Source organism: Pseudomonas sp. ICMP 10191 (genome assembly GCF_001467335.1).
Taxonomy (GTDB): Bacteria; Pseudomonadota; Gammaproteobacteria; order Pseudomonadales; family Pseudomonadaceae; genus Aquipseudomonas; species Aquipseudomonas cerasi.
Genome location: NZ_LKGW01000119.1, coordinates 18,619 through 35,157 on the forward strand (window position 1 = coordinate 18,619; position 16,539 = coordinate 35,157).

Consider the following 16,539-nt stretch of genomic DNA (forward strand, 5'->3'; position numbering starts at 1 on the left):
GCTCATGCGTTTCTACCCGGCCAACCTGGATGCACTCCTGGTTGAACTGTCGAATCTGGACGAGACCCTGGCCCTGTTCGAATCGTTACAGCAGATGCCCATCGCTGGCGTGGAGGAAATCGTTCCGGCTGCCCGGACGTTGCTGGTGCATTTTCGACCAGCCGCCATCGGCTTCGAAGCCCTCGCCACACAGATCGCCTCGCGGGACATTCGTGGCAAGGCACGCGAGGCGGGCAAACTGATCGAAATACCTGTGCATTACAACGGCGAAGACCTGGCCGATGTCGCCCGAGAGCTGGGCATCAGCGTCGAGGAAGTGATCAAGCGCCACACCGGCAGCGACTACAACGTTGCGTTCTGCGGCTTTGCGCCCGGTTTTGCCTACCTCAGCGGCGGCGCCGGCTTCGTGGTCCCACGACGCAGCACGCCGCGCACGCGTATTCCGGCTGGCGCAGTGGCGCTGGCCGGTGGTTTCAGTGGCATTTATCCACAGGCCAGCCCCGGCGGCTGGCAGATCATCGGGGTGACCCCCTCAACCATGTGGGATCTGGGCCGCGACGAGCCCGCCTTGCTTCAGCCCGGCTACCGCGTGCGTTTCCAGGATGCCGGTCCGCTCCCGGAGACCCGTGTGCAGGTTGCCGCACCTGTCCGGCCGCAGGCGACGACGGTCAACGAGGACTATCTGCAGATCGTAACGCCAGGTCTGCAGACCCTGTTTCAGGACCTGGGTCGTCCAGGTCGGGCAGGGCAGGGTGTGTCCGCATCGGGCGCGCTGGATCGCGGCGCCTTGCGTGCTGCCAACCGCGCGGTGGGCAACGATCCGGCGACGGCGTGCCTGGAAATTCTCATGGGCGGGCTGACCTTCACCTGTCAGGGGCAGACTGTTGTGGCGATTACCGGGGCCCAGGTCAGCGTCGAGGTGCTGACCGCCGAAGGACAAAAGCTGCAGGCGCCGTTGTATGCACCGCTGGCTTTGCAGAGCGGCGATCAGGTGAGCATCGGTTCGCCCAGCGCCGGTCTGCGCAATTATCTGGCGGTTCGTGGCGGTTTCATTCATGAGCCGGTGCTTGGCAGCCTGTCCACTGACACGCTGGCCCAGGTTGGGCCCGCCGCGCTGGCAGCGGGTGACCGGCTGGGCTTCACGCGCAGAACTGGCGGCCTTTCAGTATCGACTGCCGAACAACCGGCCTTCGAGATGCCGCGTAGCGATGAGGTCATCACCCTGGATGTGGTCATGGGCCCGCGCAGTGACTGGTTCAGCGCCGAAGCCCAGCAACTGCTGGCGCAACAGACCTGGCGGGTCACGCCGCAATCCAACCGTATCGGTATTCGCCTGGCGGGCGAGCAATCGCTGCAACGTGCCGTCGATGGCGAGTTGCCCAGTGAGGGCACCACGGTCGGCGCCATTCAGGTGCCGCCCAGTGGCCAGCCGGTGCTGTTTCTGGCCGATCACCCGTTGACCGGCGGTTACCCGGTCATCGGCGCAGTCGCCACTTACCACCTCGACAAGGCCGGGCAGATTCCGGTCAATGCCCGCATTCGCTTCAATCCGCTGAGCGCCTTCGAGCCAGTGCGCCCCGCCACTTCAGACGAGACCAAGAACAGATGAAAAAGGTTCTGATTGCCAATCGTGGCGAAATTGCCGTTCGTATTGCCCGTGCCTGCCGTGACTATGGAGTCGCCTCGGTGGCGGTGTACGCCGATGCCGATATCGACGCGCTGCACGTGCGTCAGGCCGATGAAGCCTATGGGTTGCAGGGCGAGCGCCCGACCGACACCTACCTGAATATCGAAAAGCTGCTGGCGGTTGCCGCTCGTGCCGGTGCCGACGCGGTTCACCCCGGCTACGGCTTTCTCTCGGAGCGCGCCGAATTCGCCCGCGCTGTGATCGATGCCGGTCTGATCTGGATCGGCCCCGATCCTGCGACCATCGACGCACTGGGTGACAAGGTCCAGGCGCGGCGTATAGCCCTGAAAGTCGGCGCACCGCTGGTGGCCGGTACTGAAGACCCGGTGAACGATGCCTCCGAGGTGGTCGCGTTTGCCGAGCAGCACGGCCTGCCGATTGCCATCAAGGCAGCCTTTGGCGGCGGTGGTCGCGGCCTGAAAGTCGCCTGGAAGCTCGATGAAGTCAGCGAGTTGTACGAGTCTGCGGTGCGTGAAGCGGTGACCGCGTTCGGTCGTGGCGAGTGCTTCGTCGAACGCTTTCTGGACCGCCCACGGCACATTGAAGCGCAGATCATCGCCGACCGGCATGGCCGGGTGGTTGTGGTCGGCACCCGGGATTGCTCGTTGCAGCGTCGCAACCAGAAGCTGATCGAGGAAGCCCCGGCCCCTTACCTGACCGACGAGCTGCGTCAGCGCATTCATGAGTCGGCCCGCGCGGTCTGCGCCGAAGCGGGCTATGTCGGTGCCGGTACAGTGGAGTTCCTGCTCAGCGGTGATGGCACCCTGTCGTTCCTGGAGGTCAACACGCGCTTGCAGGTCGAACACCCGGTGACGGAAGAAACCAGCGGTGTGGATCTGGTCATCGAACAACTTCGCGTCGCCGACGGCCTGCCGCTGTCGTTCGACGGTACACCTGTGCCGCGCGGCCACAGCTTTGAATTCCGCATCAATGCCGAAGACGCGGGCAACGGCTTTCTGCCGACGCCGGGGTCTATCGCGGTATTCCAGCCGCCATCCGGCCCGGGCGTGCGTCTGGACACCGGCGTGACGGAAGGCTCACGGGTCTCACCGAACTTCGACTCGATGATCGCCAAGCTGATCGTCACCGGCGCAACCCGCGAACAGGCCATCAGCCGCGCCCGCCGTGCGTTGGCCGAGTTCAAGGTGGAAGGCGTGGCCACCGTGCTGCCGTTCCATCGGGCGGTCATGGACCATGACGACTTCACGGCGGCCAATACCTTTGCCGTCCACACCCGCTGGATCGAAACCGACTTCGCCGAGCACGTCACCATCGCCCCGCGCAACGCAGAACCGGCCGACCCGGGCGTGCTGCGCACCTTCGTTGAAATCGACGGCAAACGCCACGAACTGGGCCTGCCTGCTGCGCTGCTGGCCGGCATGAGCCTGAACGCTGCCGCACCGGCTGACGCCAGCCAGCCAGCTGCCGACGCCCCGGACCCGCACGCAGTACTGACGCCGGTCGCGGGCAACCTGCATGCCTGGGCGGTTGAAGACGGTGCGACGGTAGAGAAGGGACAGGTGATCGCCATCATGGAGGCGATGAAGATGGAAACATCGATACTGGCACCGTGTGCCGGAACTGTGCAGATCAGCAAGGAGCCTGGGGGGTATCTGGAGGCGAAGGTGGTGATTGGGCGGGTTGAGGCCTGATTTGATTGCTGGTGGGTGTCGACCGCGGTCGACACCCACTGTCAGTATTCTCAATCCAGCCGCAACTCCGGCGGCTCGGGCGCATCCTTGGTCGCCGGGGTTACGGTAGTGTTCACCGGCTGCAGGGTGGTTTTTCCGGTCGGCGCATTGCCCTTGTCGCTTGGCTCTGCGGGCACCAGTTTGTATTCCAGGCCCTGGGTGTTCTTGAGGTAGATCTCCATCTGGCGGAACGAGATGTTGATGTGCTGCTTCTTGAACTCGCGATTGATGAAGCGGTTGATCTCGTCGAGTACCGGGTTGCGGTCGCCCAGGTCGCGTACGTGCATGCGCAGTTCGTGGTCGAGGGTACTTTCGCCGAAGTTCAGGAAGTAGACGATCGGCTCTGGTTCCTTGAGCACCCGAGGGTTTTCCCGGGCGGCTTGCAGCAGCAGGGAGCGTACCAGGTCCAGGTCCGAGCCGTAATCCACGCCCAGCTTGAGGGTTACGCGGGTAACGGTGTCGGTCAGCGACCAGTTGATGAGCTGGCCGGTGATGAAAGTCTTGTTCGGGACGATGATGTCCTTGCGGTCGAAGTCGGTGATGGTCGTGGCACGGATGCGGATCTTGCTGACCGTCCCCGACAGAGCGCCGATGGTGATGGTGTCGCCGATCCGCACCGGACGTTCGAAGAGGATCATGATGCCGGAGATGAAGTTGGCGAAGATTTCCTGCATGCCGAAGCCCAGACCCACCGACAGCGCTGCGACCAGCCACTGCAATTTGTCCCAGCTCACGCCCAGCGTCGACAGCGTGGTCACGAAGCCGACACCGGCGATGGTGTACGACAGCAGCGTGGTTGTCGCGTAGGCACTGCCTTGCGCGAGGTTCATGCGTGACAGCACCAGCACTTCCAGCAGGCCGGGCAGGTTGCCGGCGAGCACGAAGGTGATGACGATGATCACCCCAGCGCCGAGGAAGTCGCTCAGGCTGATCGGCACCATGCTCATGTTGGCACCGGTGCCGCTGGTGTATTCGTAGAGAATGATGTTATCGAGATAGGCGAACACAGTGATCAGCTCGGCCCAGACCAGGTACAGCGCGCCGACGAATCCGGCCAGCAGGGCCAGGCGAATCAGGCGCAGCGACTGCTGGTTGACCTGTTCGATGTCCAGCTTGGGTTCTTCGACCGGAATGTCGCTGTCGCCGTTTTCTCTGGCTGCCTGACGCTTGGCCAGCGCGCGCTGATAGGCCAGACGCCGGGCGGCCACGCTCAGGCCGCGGACGAACGTCGCCTCGACCATCAGCCAGATCATCATCAGGTACAGAGTGTCGATCAGACGGTCGCTGAGCTTGAGCGCGGTGTAGTAGTAGCCAAAGCAAACCGCCAGGAAGAGCGCGACCGGCAATGCCGTGAACACCACGCCGACGGTTTTGCGGAACAGTGAGGCATTGTGATGCGTGGGGCTTGAGATCAGCAGGCGACCGAGCAGCCAGGTCATCAGGGCGTAACAGGTCAGCACCACGCCGATCCCCAGCACGTCGTCGGCCAGTGCGGCAGGCTGGTGTTCAGCAACGGCCACCACCGCCACCAGGGCCAGAACGACCAGCCCCAGGCGTCGCACCCAGCCACGCAGGAATTCGACCTGCGCCGTTTCCCAGCGGAAGTGCAGTTGCGCAACACCTGACGGGGCGAGCACGCGGTAGGCGGTGTAGAACACCAGCCAGGCGAGGGCGATCTGCAGCAAGGCCTCGCCGAGGTTGGCGTTTTGACCGCGGGCGTCGATCTGCAGCGCGTAGCCGCACAGCGCCAGCCCCAGCGCGACGGGCATGGCCAGCAGCACGTTGATCAGCAGTGCCAGCGGCGTCTTCCATTGACTGTCACGTTTGAAGTGACCGATGTCGGCGTGCAGGCGATTGAGCTTCTGATACAGCGCCTTGCGCCTCCAGGTCAGTATGCCGATCAACAGCAGCAAGGGGAGGAACAGCAGCGGTCGCTGGGTCAGGCCGTCTGACAGTTCGCTGAGGCTGGACGTCCAGGGCAGGGTGGCGACCTGCTTTTGCAGGCGCGGCCAGATATTCTGAAACCATTCCACGTCCAGCGGCTTGTTGCTGGGGATCCAGAACATCTGCTCGTCGAGTGTGGCGCGCAGCCCCTGAGCGGTACTGGTCAGCTGCTTCTGGTTCAGCTGTAGCGTGATGGACTCGTTGAGCAACGCGCTCAGCTCGCGATTGAGGCGCTCAAGCAAGTCACTGCGAGTGATGGCCAGGTCCAGCAGCGTCCGGCGCAGTTGCGGGGTGACGTTTTCAGGCGGCTGGGTAGCCAGGAGCTTTTCGACGTAAGCGGTTGGCGTGCTCATCTGTTCGCGTTGCTGGTTGATGTCGAACTGATACAGACGAATGTTGGCGATTTCGTCGGCCAGCCCCTTGTCCAGCTCCAGATGCGGCAACGCCTGCTTCTGCTTGTAGAGAATCTTGGACAGCAGCAGGCTGCCGCTCAGCACGTTGATCTGCTCGCTGAGGGCTTGATCGGTCTGGGTCAGGTTGTCCAGTTGCTGCTTGGTCTTGAGGTTCTGCTGGGTCAGCTCGTTGAGGCGATCGGTGCCGCGCAACAGGTAGTCCGACAGCTTGAGGTTGGCGGCGCTTTCGGTCGCCAGCAGGCTGCTGCCACCGGACTTTTGCGCTTCCAGAGACAGATCGGCGACCGTTTTTTGCGACTGGGCACGACGCTTGTCGTTGATCAGGGTCTGCAGGTCCTGAATTTCCTGCTCCTGACGCGCCACCTTCTCGGTCAGCAAGTCGTGCTGGCTGTTGCCCAGGTCCTGCAACTGGCTGTTGCCGGCCAGTTCCTGACGGCGCAGCAGGTTGAGGGCGTTGATCGAGGCCAGCTCTGCATTGAGCAGGTTGCGCTGGTCGGCGCTCAGGGTCTTGCCGTTGTCCTTGCCATTCTTGAGGATGGCGTTGATCTGCTGAATGCGCGTCTGATTGGCGCTGATTTCAGTCTGGGCGCGCTCAGGCCGGGTCTGCGCGGTAATGGCCAGACTGTTGGCGTCGTTGAGTTCGCTCTGCAGATCACTCTGCTGGGTGCTGCGCTGACTGAGCAGTTGCTCCAGCTGCGGCACGTCGAGGCCGCCATAGCGCTGGGCCACGGGCACCACTTTGCTTTCTTTCAGGCGGGCCAGTTCACGCTGGTTTTCCGAAGTCTGTTTTGGCGCCTGGGCGAGCTGCTGTTTGAGCGCTTCGAGCTTCTGCTCGCTGTCCTGCTTGCTGTTCAGAAACGCCAGTGTCTGCTCGAGGACCTGCTGCAGTGCCTTTTGCTCGGCGTCAGGCAGCTTGCGGTCGGCAATCTTGTCGAGGCTTTGCTGAACAGCGTCGCTGCTGGGCGGGTCGGCGGCGAGCGCCGGGAAAGAAGACAGGCAGAGCGCAAACAGTGCGGCAGCACAAAAGGAACGCAGGGAAAACATAGACACCGGTCGCATGATGATACGTGTGGGTTGGCAGTTTAAAGGAACAGTCCGGGGCCCGGGCGGGTTCCTTCGGGGAATTTGACGCCCACTTTCTGGATCTTGTTCCCGTCCATGACGGCAACGGTCCAAATAGTTCCATTCCATTCAACCTGGTCGCCGACCACCGGCTCGCCACGGTTCTTCTGCACGATGAACTGGCTGAGCGGCATTCCTGGGTCGATGCCGTCGAGTTTCAGGCCATAAAGGGCCGCCACTTCACCCAGCCTTGCGTCGCCTTCGAGCACGAAGTCGCCGAAGAAACGCAGGTCCAGCCCACGCTGCGGTGCCTGGCTGAACAATTTGCCCAGCGCCGGAAGGTCGTGTTCGTGGCCGATCACACACAGCAGATCACCCACTTCCAGTGTCGTACTGCCGGACGGATGGAGCAGTTGCTGGCCGCGGAACAGTGCCGCGATACGCGTGCCTTCCGGCATCTTCAGTTCGCGCAATGCTGCACCGATGCACCACTTTTCGGCGCCCAGGCGGTAGACGAACAGCTCCCATTCGCTGGTGACGTGTACCTCCAGCGCGGCCCGGGAAATCGGTGCGGGATCAGGCGGAACCGTCACTTTCAGCAATTTGGCCATCCACGGCAGGCTGGTGCCTTGCAGCAACAGCGAAACCAGTACGATAAAGAACGCCAGGTTGAAGTACAGCTGCGCATTGGGCAGGCCGGCCATCAGCGGGAACACCGCGAGGATGATCGGTACCGCGCCGCGCAGGCCGACCCAGGCGATAAAGGCTTTTTCGCGGCCATGGAAGGCCTTGAACGGCAGCAGGCCGACCATCACCGACAGCGGGCGTGCCACCAGAATCATCCACAGCGCCAGGCCCAGCGCCGGAATCGCAATCGGCAGCAGATCGTGTGGCGTGACCAGCAGGCCCAGCACCAGAAACATGCCGATCTGCGCCAGCCAAGCCATGCCATCGAGCATATGCAGGATGCCGTGGCGGCTGCGAATCGGCCGGTTGCCGAGCACCAGACCGCACAGGTAGACCGCGAGAAAACCGCTGCCGTGGATGGCGTTGGTCAGGGCGAAGATCGCCAGGCCGCCGGCAATCACCAGAATTGGGTAGAGGCCGGCCGCCAGATTGATGCGGTTGACCAGTTGCAGCAGGATCCAGCCGCCGCCCAGGCCGATGAAGCTGCCGATACCGAATTCCTGAATCAGGTGCCCCAGCAGCCCCCAGTGCAACCCGGTCTGCCCGCTGGCGAGCATGCCGATCAGGGTAACGGTCAGGAACACCGCCATGGGGTCGTTGCTGCCCGACTCGATTTCGAGGCTGGCGGTAACACGCTCGTTCAAACCTTTGCCGCCCAGCAGGGAGAACACCGCCGCAGCGTCTGTGGAGCCAACGATCGCGCCGATCAACAGGCCCTGAATGACGCTGAGATTGAACAGCCAGGCAGCCACCATGCCGGTCAGTACGGTGGTGATCAGCACGCCCACCGTTGCCAGCGACAAGGCAGGCCACAGCGCAACCCGGAAACTGGCCACCCGCGTTCGCAGCCCGCCATCGAGCAGGATCACCGCCAGCGCAAGGTTGCCGACCAGGTAAGCGGTCGCGTAGTTGTCGAAGATGATCCCGCCGCCATCGACGCCTGCCACCATGCCCACCGCGAGGATGATGACCAGGATAGGAATGCCGAGGCGCGACGAAAGAGAACTGACCAGGATGCTTGCGGCTACCAGCAACGCGCCGATCAGGAACAGGCTGTTGATGGTGGTGGCGTCCAAGGGCGGTACTCCGTAGAAAACTGAATTGAAGCGAGAGGGGCGAAAACTGACCGTGCAGTCCGCGTGCCAAGGGATTTAACCTGTTGAATTGCTTGGCTGTCAAAGAGCAATTTCGAGCGATTGACCCAGACCGGCATTCCCGGGCTCACGATTGGTTGCAGTCCAGCGGCTGACATATACCTATATACCGCAGACCAGGCCTTCTTGCTCCCTACTGTAGGCGCTCCAACCATCAAGCAGGTTTTTCATCATGGACGATGAGTTTGCAGCACATTACGACTTCGACGATGACAATAGGGATGACGGTGATGACCCTGAAGCAGAGTTCTGGGCGCGGGTGCGCGATGACTATTCGGTCAGCGATTACTTCCGCCTCAACCCGATCGCCCTGCAGTCACCTGCCGCCCTTGCTGCGCGGGATGTGGCCCAGGCATGCCAGTCGAGATGGGGTGTCGAGATCGATCCGGACGACACCCTGATCGTCACGCTGTATATCGAAGACCCGAAGCTCTATCCCGCCCCTCATCGCGCCAATGTCGCTCACTCGATGACGCTGACCGAGGCGCTGCTGCGCAACTGGCAGCAAAAGGGCAATGGCGACTGGTTTGATCACCTCGGGCATTTGCAGCCCCATCATGATGACGGTCTCGACTGTCAGATAGTGGATAAAAAACTGCCGCCCTATGACTGCGTCGCTTATGAAGCGGTGTACCGCAAATCCGATCCGCAGCATTACGATTCGACGACGCAACTTCGCCTGACTGCCGAGGCGTTCAAGCAGTACATCTGGGATCACAACCTGCAAGCCGGTTATCTCGCCTACCTGAATCAGTTCTGGCAGGCGCATGCCAAAGACTACAACCTGATGCTCAAGGCCGGTCTGTTCAGGGCGGCCTGGCTGCAAGCTGAGGAAAACACGCTCAAGGCCGAGCACAAGGACATGGTGCTGGAGGCGCTCGGGCTGCCCGCCGATCAGGGTTGGAAAGAGCTGAGCTTCGACGCTTTTGTCGCCGCGCCGATTTCCACTCGCGTGACGATTTCCGAATTGCAGGTGCATGGCTACAGCGCCGTGGACATCATGGTCATCCGCAGTGCCGATTCGCCAACCGTGCTGCTCTACATCCCCGGCAACTCGTCACCCATTCATACCTTCGCCAACGCCGATGCGCTCAAGGACTGGGTCGCGCTGATGTGCAAGGATCCAGGCAAGCGCCGGTCTTTAGAGGGGCATTTCAGTGCCACGGATGACGTCGATGGCTTTTTCTACAGTGGTGTTGCTACCGCCCTCCGAGGCTTCGCTGTCTACCCGAAGCTGCTGGACGCCGCGACCGGTGCGTGGAACCCGCGCAGACTGGTGCAGTTTGGCGAACCGCTGCAGCCCTGGCCGTTCTCGCACTTCAAGGATCGGGTCAAGGCAAAGTCCGAAACCGATGTGCTGCAAAAAATCCGCAACCACGACGACTACTGGAAAGAGGAAGTCAGCAGTGGCTTGAGCGAGTGTGTGTCTGTTCTCGGCGGCGTCGCCATCGTCTTTCCTGAGCTTATGCCCGTGATTGCGGGACTGTCTCTCGCGCTGGTGGGGCTTGGCGTCGATGCGGCAGTCAATGGTCGCACGCTCGAAGAGCGCCAGGCCGGGCTTGGGCGGATTGCCTTTGGCGTTTTGAACGCGTTGCCGATCCTTGCCGAGGAGGGCACTGCGGTCGAGGCTGGCGCTGAAACCGGACTGATTGATGAGGCGCGAGGCGATTATGAGGTTTTCGACCCCTCAACAACCGACCCGGCTATAGAAGTCGGGCCGCTTCCGGTATTCAGGGAAGAGCCGCGTGCCTTGCGTTCGCTCAATGCCAAAATGCGCCGCCTGTTGCGCGCGCTGGAAGTGACTCAAGACCTGCCGGGACTGGCGTCGGGCGAAGTGGCAGGTATCTATCCGCTGCAAGGCAAAAGTTACATCGAACTGCATGATCAGGCTTTTCGGGTCGAGTGGGTGCCACAGGAAAAACAGTACCGGATTCGCTCTGATTCTGATCCGCGTGTCTGGGGACCCTACGTGAAGACTATTGACACCGGCTATTGGGATCTTGACCTCAAGCTCGGGTTGCGTGGCGGGGAAAGCTTTGACGGCTCGCGATTGCCGCCGGCCAGTGAGGCAGAGAGCGCCGTGGTGGCGGTCGTGCCTGAAGAGCCAGCCGTCGAGATTCAGCGCTGGGGCCCCAAGGTGCAGGTCGAGGTGCCACTGGATCAGATCATGGTCGAGGAAGTACTGAGCCAGGCAAAAGGGACGGTCGTAGAGAAGTACTTCATTCAGATCGGAGGGATCAGGAAGAACGTGTATTACGATGCCGATATTCCATGCTGGCGCACTGATCCGTCTTCAAACGGCCTGGTCTGGCTGGACCGCAACGGAGTCTGGAACAGCGGGTCGGAGGATGCATTCAGGAAGGTGGAGGCAAAACTGCCACAGAGCCGCCGCTTCGAGATCTTTTCTTTCCCCCGCGTGCCCAGGTTGCCTGCAGATGCCGAGCCCATCAGCCGTGTGATTCATCATATATGGCTGGGCGAACGCATGCCGGGCGATAACCTGCTGGAACGGATGCTCGACAACATGCGCACCAGCCCGGACTTGCGCTTCGAACTGCATATCGATATCAACCACCCGACGGCGCATCAGCAATTGCTGGATTACTTCAGCGCACATCCACAGATGCGGATTTCCAGGCTCAAGGAAGAAGCGTTCTTTCCCACGTTCCTGAGTGGTGAAAATGGCGAAGCCTTCAACTATTTCATGCACTCGGATAATCGTAATTATGCGGCCGCTTCGGACATTCTGCGTTATCGACTGATCAACGAATACGGCGGCATTTATCTTGATTGCGATGACACCATTGATGTCCCTTTTGCAGGCATTCCGTTGAAGGCCGGGCCCAATGATGTATTGCTGGGCAGGCGTCTGGATGCGCCGCAATTAAGTTACAACGGGCCGGGTAACAGCCATTTCGCCAGCCACCCGGACAACCCGGTCCTGAAGAGGATTCTGAAAGAAATAAATACGCGTTTCCAGAATGAAAAACAGACCAACAAGGCGTTCTTCAGTACACGCAGACCCTTCATCGACCACAGCAGCGAAGCCTTGCGTAGCGCCTCTAGAGACCGAATGACACCGTACATGACGCGCATTTCCGACCTGACCGGTCCCAAACTCATGTCAGACGTCTTGAGAAAGCTGCGACCTGACTATTTTGATCTGCTGGAGCGTTCCTATTTGCCGGTCGATGAGGTCTTGTCCGTGTTGTACATCGAACACCTGAACGAGGCCGTGGACTTTTATTTTCCATTCAAGGGCAGGGCGAAAATTTCCCCGGGCTCCGAGAATGGTTGGTAAGGCTTCAGTGTTTGCAGCGTCAGGTGAGGGTGATAGATAGTTAGCGCCACCAACACGCTTATGAATGATTACGTGCATGACTTCTCTCTTACAGGAAGACGTCATGGCACCTACCCCCCTGGAAACATCCAAAACCGACCAGCAACTGCTGCGTGCACGTGCGCAGCAGTTCGTTCTCGATTATCCCGATCTTTACGATCTGGCCCATACCGCCGCCAGCAGGATCATTCTTCAGCACACCCAGCGCGTGTTCGCCCCGGAGCAGGTGTATTGGCATCGTTTCAGCAGTGCCAGCAGCAGTCCGCGCACGTTTACCGGCTGGCAGCATTCCGGAACGCCGGAGCAGTCGATGACCTTTATCGAGCTGCTCATGCGGCACTTCAGTGCCCACGATCAGGAAGCCAGCGACGAGCTTTCCTTGTATGGCGGTTTCTATACCGATGGCCCGGATCACGGGGTTTTCGACGAGCGCAATGAGGTGCCCATGCTCCCTCAGGACGTGCTCAAAGACATGTGGACGCTTGATTTCAGCGCGCAGTACACCCGCCGTATGGAGCGTTTCTGGAGCCTGCACAGCGAGAACTTTTGCACCCTGGTCAAGGCACGCTATCTGGTTGCCGCCAGTCACTGTCTGCGCAAGGGCCATCTTTCAGCCGACGATTTCAAGCACGTTACGTGCGTTATCACCGCAGACCCTTTGCAGACCCCTACGCTTAAGGCGTTGCAGAGCCCGCTTCCCTCAACCCCCGGTGTCACGGTACACACGCTGGATATCGATGGCATCAAGGCCCATGACATGTTGCGTATTGTCACCGCCGCTGGCCGAGAGATCATCTACTGGCCTGATGCCGAGCAGCCTTTCATGGCGTTCGACAGTGAGCGTGCGGTGTACCGCTGGCTCAAGACCCGGTTTATGGACGAGCACGCAGACAAGGCGATAACCCGCCAGTTTCTGCGTGGGGAGGCGTCGCGGACAAAGGACGGTGAGCGGTTCTTTCGTGCGGTGAGCCAGTTGCTCACGCACGATTGGCGTCCCGACGTTCGACTCGTCAATCTGGTGCAGGCGCCTATTGCGGGCGACCCCTTCGTGTATCTGCGAGACGTCGCCCGTCAGGGAATGGCCGCCGATGCGCGTGAACTGCTGACCTCCAATGCTGATCTGCGCAAGCAGATGTGGATCGGCTACCTGGGTGCGTTCATGCAGGCGTTTGGCGGGCTCGCGCCGCTGGGTTGGCCGATCGCCTTGACGCTGGTTGGCGCAAGCCTCGCCAATACCGGTTTGAACATCGATCAGGCGCTCAATGGCAAAACCGTAGCACAGCGCAAGGCGGGCGTGCTGGGCGCGATCATCAACATCATTTATCTGCTGTTCAATCTGCCTCTTTTAATCTCCATACGTGCGGTCCCCCAGCCTGTGCCGGTGGCCGCAACCGAAGGCCAACCGGTCTCCAGCGAGGTAATTGAAGGCAGCAGCGCGCCGGCCCATGCACTGGACAATATGGAGGGTAACCTGCTGCTCGACAGCCTTACGCCTTCAGTTGCAGAGGGCCGGTTTCGTGGCATCTACACGCTGGGTAATGGCGAAACCTGGATCAAGCTTGCACAACTGCCTTATCGCGTGATGTTCAACGAATTGCAGCAGTGCTGGTTTATCGTCAACCCGGACAATCCTTTTGCGTTCGCAGGCAGCAAGCCGGTGCGCCTGAGTACCAGCGGGGAGTGGACGTTACTTGACTCGCCTGGTCTGCAGGGTGGTGCCCCGATGGATGTGCAGGTGCCGTCAAGCAGTACATCCGCCGCGACGGGCAAGCCTTATGTGACCGTGCATTCGGCGTTTTGGGACACGTACCTGCAAACGGACCTGTTCAATGAGCAACACTATGCCGAAATGGCCTTGGCCCGGCAGAAAGACGTGATGACGATTTGGGAGCCAGGCCCTGAAGATGCGGCCATGTCGGATTCTTCACCCGAAGGCGATGAGGTGTACAAGGACCCTTGGCATGGCAAACATCGGGTTTTCAAGCTTGGTGAGGACGACTACTGCGGCAGAAATATCATGCTTTATACCCAGGACGATTCTGAATTCAATCGGTTCCTGCGTACGGGCGAGAGCAATAAGGCCAATCAGGTGCGACTCATCGAACGACTGGCCGAGGACATTCAGGTGGTGGGGTACAACAATGATGTCGAGTTGTACCGAGGCGGCAGCGGTGATCGCGGGACTTCGGGTGCCGTGTTCCGTAGCGGTCAGATCAAGGTCGGTGATGTGCTGGTGAATACTGATGTCACCTCGTTCAGCGAAAATCCCTACGTGGTCAGCGCCTTCGCCAGCAGCCGGGCCGGTGCACCCGCTAACGCCATGATCGGGCCGGTAACCTTCGATGACACCTCGGTGGTCTTCGTTTTGCCCAAGGGCCGATACCTGCGGGCGACACCGATTGCGCCGTTTTCAGCCTCTCCCGAAGAGGCCGAATCGATCTTTTTGCCCGGCTGCTACTTTCAGATCGACAGCATCGAAGAGGTGAGCGGCGAGTTTTACCGCATTATGAAAATCCAGATGCAGGAGGTCGATCGCGCTCATCCGGGGCGCGGGCTTTACGACATGCGCACGGGCGAGCCCTTCAGTCGGGAGCAGTACGCGCGCAAGCTGGGCGCAGACGCCAGGGTACTGGTCGACCGTTTTTTTCCGCAAAACCCGCTGACTGACCTGTTTAGCCTTCATTGATCAAGCGTGCGCCCGGGTTTATTTAAAACCAGTCGTCGCGCATTGCCAGGCAAGTGTCATCGCGGTTTTCCAGAATGGCCAATTCATGATGGCAGCCCGGTACTTCCCACGTCAGGAAGTATCGGGCGGCTTGCAGCTTGCCTCGGTAAAAGTCGTTGTCGGCCTGATTGCCGCTAATCAAGCCTTCTTCTGCACGGATCGCCTGTTCGAGCCATCGCCAACCTACTACCGTGTGGCCGAATGCCTTGAGGTACAGCGCTGAATTGGCCAGTGTGCTGGTAATTCTGCCCTGGGCCAGATCGGTCAACAGCCCGAGTGTGACGGCCTGCACGCGTGCGACCAGTTGCTGCAGGGGCTGGCGCAATTCGTCGAGTGCTTGATGGGTCTGGGCACGTTCGCAGGTCGCCGAGATCAGGCGCAGCAGTTGCTTGAGGCCGGTGCCGCCATTCTGCGCCAGCTTGCGGCCAAGCAGGTCGAGCGACTGGATGCCGTGAGTGCCTTCATGGATCGCATTGAGGCGGTTATCCCGGTAATACTGCTCGACCGGGTATTCGCGGGTGTAGCCGTGGCCGCCCAGGACTTGAATCGCCAGTTCGTTGGCGTTAAGGCAGAACTCCGACGGCCACGACTTGACCACCGGGGTCAGCAGGTCCAGCAGTTCGTGCGCGTGCTTGCGATCGTCTTCGGTTTCGCCGGTCTGCGTGTCATCGAACAGTCGCGAGGCGTAGAGGCACAGGTCAAACGCGCCTTCCACGTAGGCTTTCTGGGTCAGCAGCATGCGCCGCACGTCTGCATGTTCAATGATGGATACTGGCTTGCTGTCCGGGCTTTTACTGTCAGGCAGGCGTCCTTGCGGCCGCTCGCGGGCATACTCCAGTGAGTACAGGTAGCCGGAATAACCCAACATTGCCGCACCGAGCCCGACGCCAATACGCGCTTCGTTCATCATCTGGAACATGTAATTCAGGCCATGATGAGGTTTGCCCACCAGATAGCCGACACACTCACCGTTATCGCCGAAATTCAGCGCGGTGGAGGTAGTACCTTTCCAGCCCATCTTGTGAAACAGGCCTGCCAGCAGCACATCGTTGCGCTTGCCGAGGCTGCCGTCATCGTTGACCAGAAACTTGGGCACGATGAACAGCGAGATACCTTTGACCCCGCCCGGCGCGTCCGGCAGTTTCGCCAGGACCATGTGCACAATGTTCTCCGACAGCGAATGATCCCCGCAGGAAATGAATATCTTGTTGCCACGCAGCCGATAAGTGCCGTCGCCTGCCGGCTCGGCGCGTGTGCGGATATCTGACAGCGACGAGCCGGCATGTGGCTCGGTGAGCGCCATGGTGCCGAAGAAGCGTCCTTCGATCATCGGTTGCAGAAAACGCTGCTTCTGCTCGTCGTCGGCAAAGCTCTCGATCAGATTGGCGGCGCCCATCGTCAGAAACGGATACGACGTGGTGCCGACATTGGCCGCCTGAAAGTGGGCAAAACAGGCTTGCGACAGCAGGGTAGGCAACTGCATGCCGCCTGCGTCGAAATCGCGTGATGCATTGAGAAAGCCGGCCTCGAGAAACGCGTTTATCGCGGGCTTGACCTCAGGAATCAGGATCGCTTCGCCATTTTCATAGCGCGGCTCGTTTTCGTCAGCCTTGCGGTTGTGCGGTGCAAAGTACTTTTCTGCAATGGCGCGCGCCGTTCCCAGCGCCGCATCAAAGGTTTCCCGCGAGTGCTCGGCAAAGCGCTCGCGACGCGTCAGACCTTCGGCGTCCAGCACTTCATACAGCTCGAAAGCCAGATTTCGGGAACTGAGCAGCGACTCGGACATGATGACGTACCTGTTCTTGGAATGGCTCAAGTCTAGGTCGGGTTGAGGGG

Annotated in this window: 7 protein-coding genes; 4 read left to right on the forward strand and 3 right to left on the reverse strand. The window is 60.6% G+C overall.

Features of this window, described 5'->3' with window-relative positions:
- The first annotated feature begins 4 nt into the window (after positions 1–4).
- Positions 5–1,609, forward strand: coding sequence for a 5-oxoprolinase/urea amidolyase family protein (locus AO388_RS17450; RefSeq protein WP_054081282.1), 1,605 nt, complete (start codon positions 5–7; stop codon positions 1,607–1,609).
- Positions 1,606–3,339 carry an acetyl/propionyl/methylcrotonyl-CoA carboxylase subunit alpha gene (locus AO388_RS17455; protein ID WP_058416810.1) on the forward strand — a complete coding sequence of 578 codons (1,734 nt, stop codon included), beginning with the start codon at positions 1,606–1,608 and terminating at the stop codon, positions 3,337–3,339. Before AO388_RS17450 ends, AO388_RS17455 begins: the two co-directional genes overlap by 4 nt.
- A 50-nt stretch (positions 3,340–3,389) precedes the next feature.
- On the opposite strand, the gene mscK is transcribed toward AO388_RS17455, so the two are convergent.
- Positions 3,390–6,779, reverse strand: a complete 3,390-nt coding sequence (gene mscK / locus AO388_RS17460; RefSeq protein WP_003432039.1) for a mechanosensitive channel MscK — start codon at positions 6,777–6,779, stop codon at positions 3,390–3,392.
- A 38-nt stretch (positions 6,780–6,817) separates the two neighbouring features.
- Entirely contained in the window at positions 6,818–8,560 is a 1,743-nt protein-coding gene (locus tag AO388_RS17465) for a potassium/proton antiporter (RefSeq protein ID WP_003432036.1), read from the reverse strand.
- A gap of 250 nt (positions 8,561–8,810) precedes the next feature.
- On the opposite strand from AO388_RS17465, the gene AO388_RS17470 reads away from it, so the two are divergent.
- Complete coding sequence (locus AO388_RS17470; protein ID WP_058416811.1) at positions 8,811–11,939, forward strand: dermonecrotic toxin domain-containing protein; 3,129 nt, start codon at positions 8,811–8,813, stop codon at positions 11,937–11,939.
- Between the two features lie 103 nt (positions 11,940–12,042).
- Positions 12,043–14,664, forward strand: a complete 2,622-nt coding sequence (locus tag AO388_RS17475) for a dermonecrotic toxin domain-containing protein (protein ID WP_058416812.1) — start codon at positions 12,043–12,045, stop codon at positions 14,662–14,664.
- Positions 14,665–14,686: 22 nt separating this feature from the next.
- Here the strand turns inward: AO388_RS17475 and AO388_RS17480 are convergent, their stop codons facing one another.
- Positions 14,687–16,489 (reverse strand): acyl-CoA dehydrogenase, encoded by a 1,803-nt coding sequence (locus tag AO388_RS17480; RefSeq protein WP_058416813.1) that lies wholly within the window; start codon positions 16,487–16,489, stop codon positions 14,687–14,689.
- Between the last annotated feature and the right edge of the window lie 50 nt (positions 16,490–16,539).

What these genes read in the sequence shown, in the direction of transcription:
- AO388_RS17450 (WP_054081282.1), top strand. Translation starts at nt 5, where the DNA reads ATGCGTTTCTACCCGGCCAACCTGGATGCACTCCTGGTTGAACTGTCG.
- AO388_RS17455 (WP_058416810.1), top strand. Translation starts at nt 1,606, where the DNA reads ATGAAAAAGGTTCTGATTGCCAATCGTGGCGAAATTGCCGTTCGTATT.
- mscK (WP_003432039.1), bottom strand. Translation starts at nt 6,779, where the DNA reads ATGTTTTCCCTGCGTTCCTTTTGTGCTGCCGCACTGTTTGCGCTCTGC.
- AO388_RS17470 (WP_058416811.1), top strand. Translation starts at nt 8,811, where the DNA reads ATGGACGATGAGTTTGCAGCACATTACGACTTCGACGATGACAATAGG.
- AO388_RS17475 (WP_058416812.1), top strand. Translation starts at nt 12,043, where the DNA reads ATGGCACCTACCCCCCTGGAAACATCCAAAACCGACCAGCAACTGCTG.
- AO388_RS17480 (WP_058416813.1), bottom strand. Translation starts at nt 16,489, where the DNA reads ATGTCCGAGTCGCTGCTCAGTTCCCGAAATCTGGCTTTCGAGCTGTAT.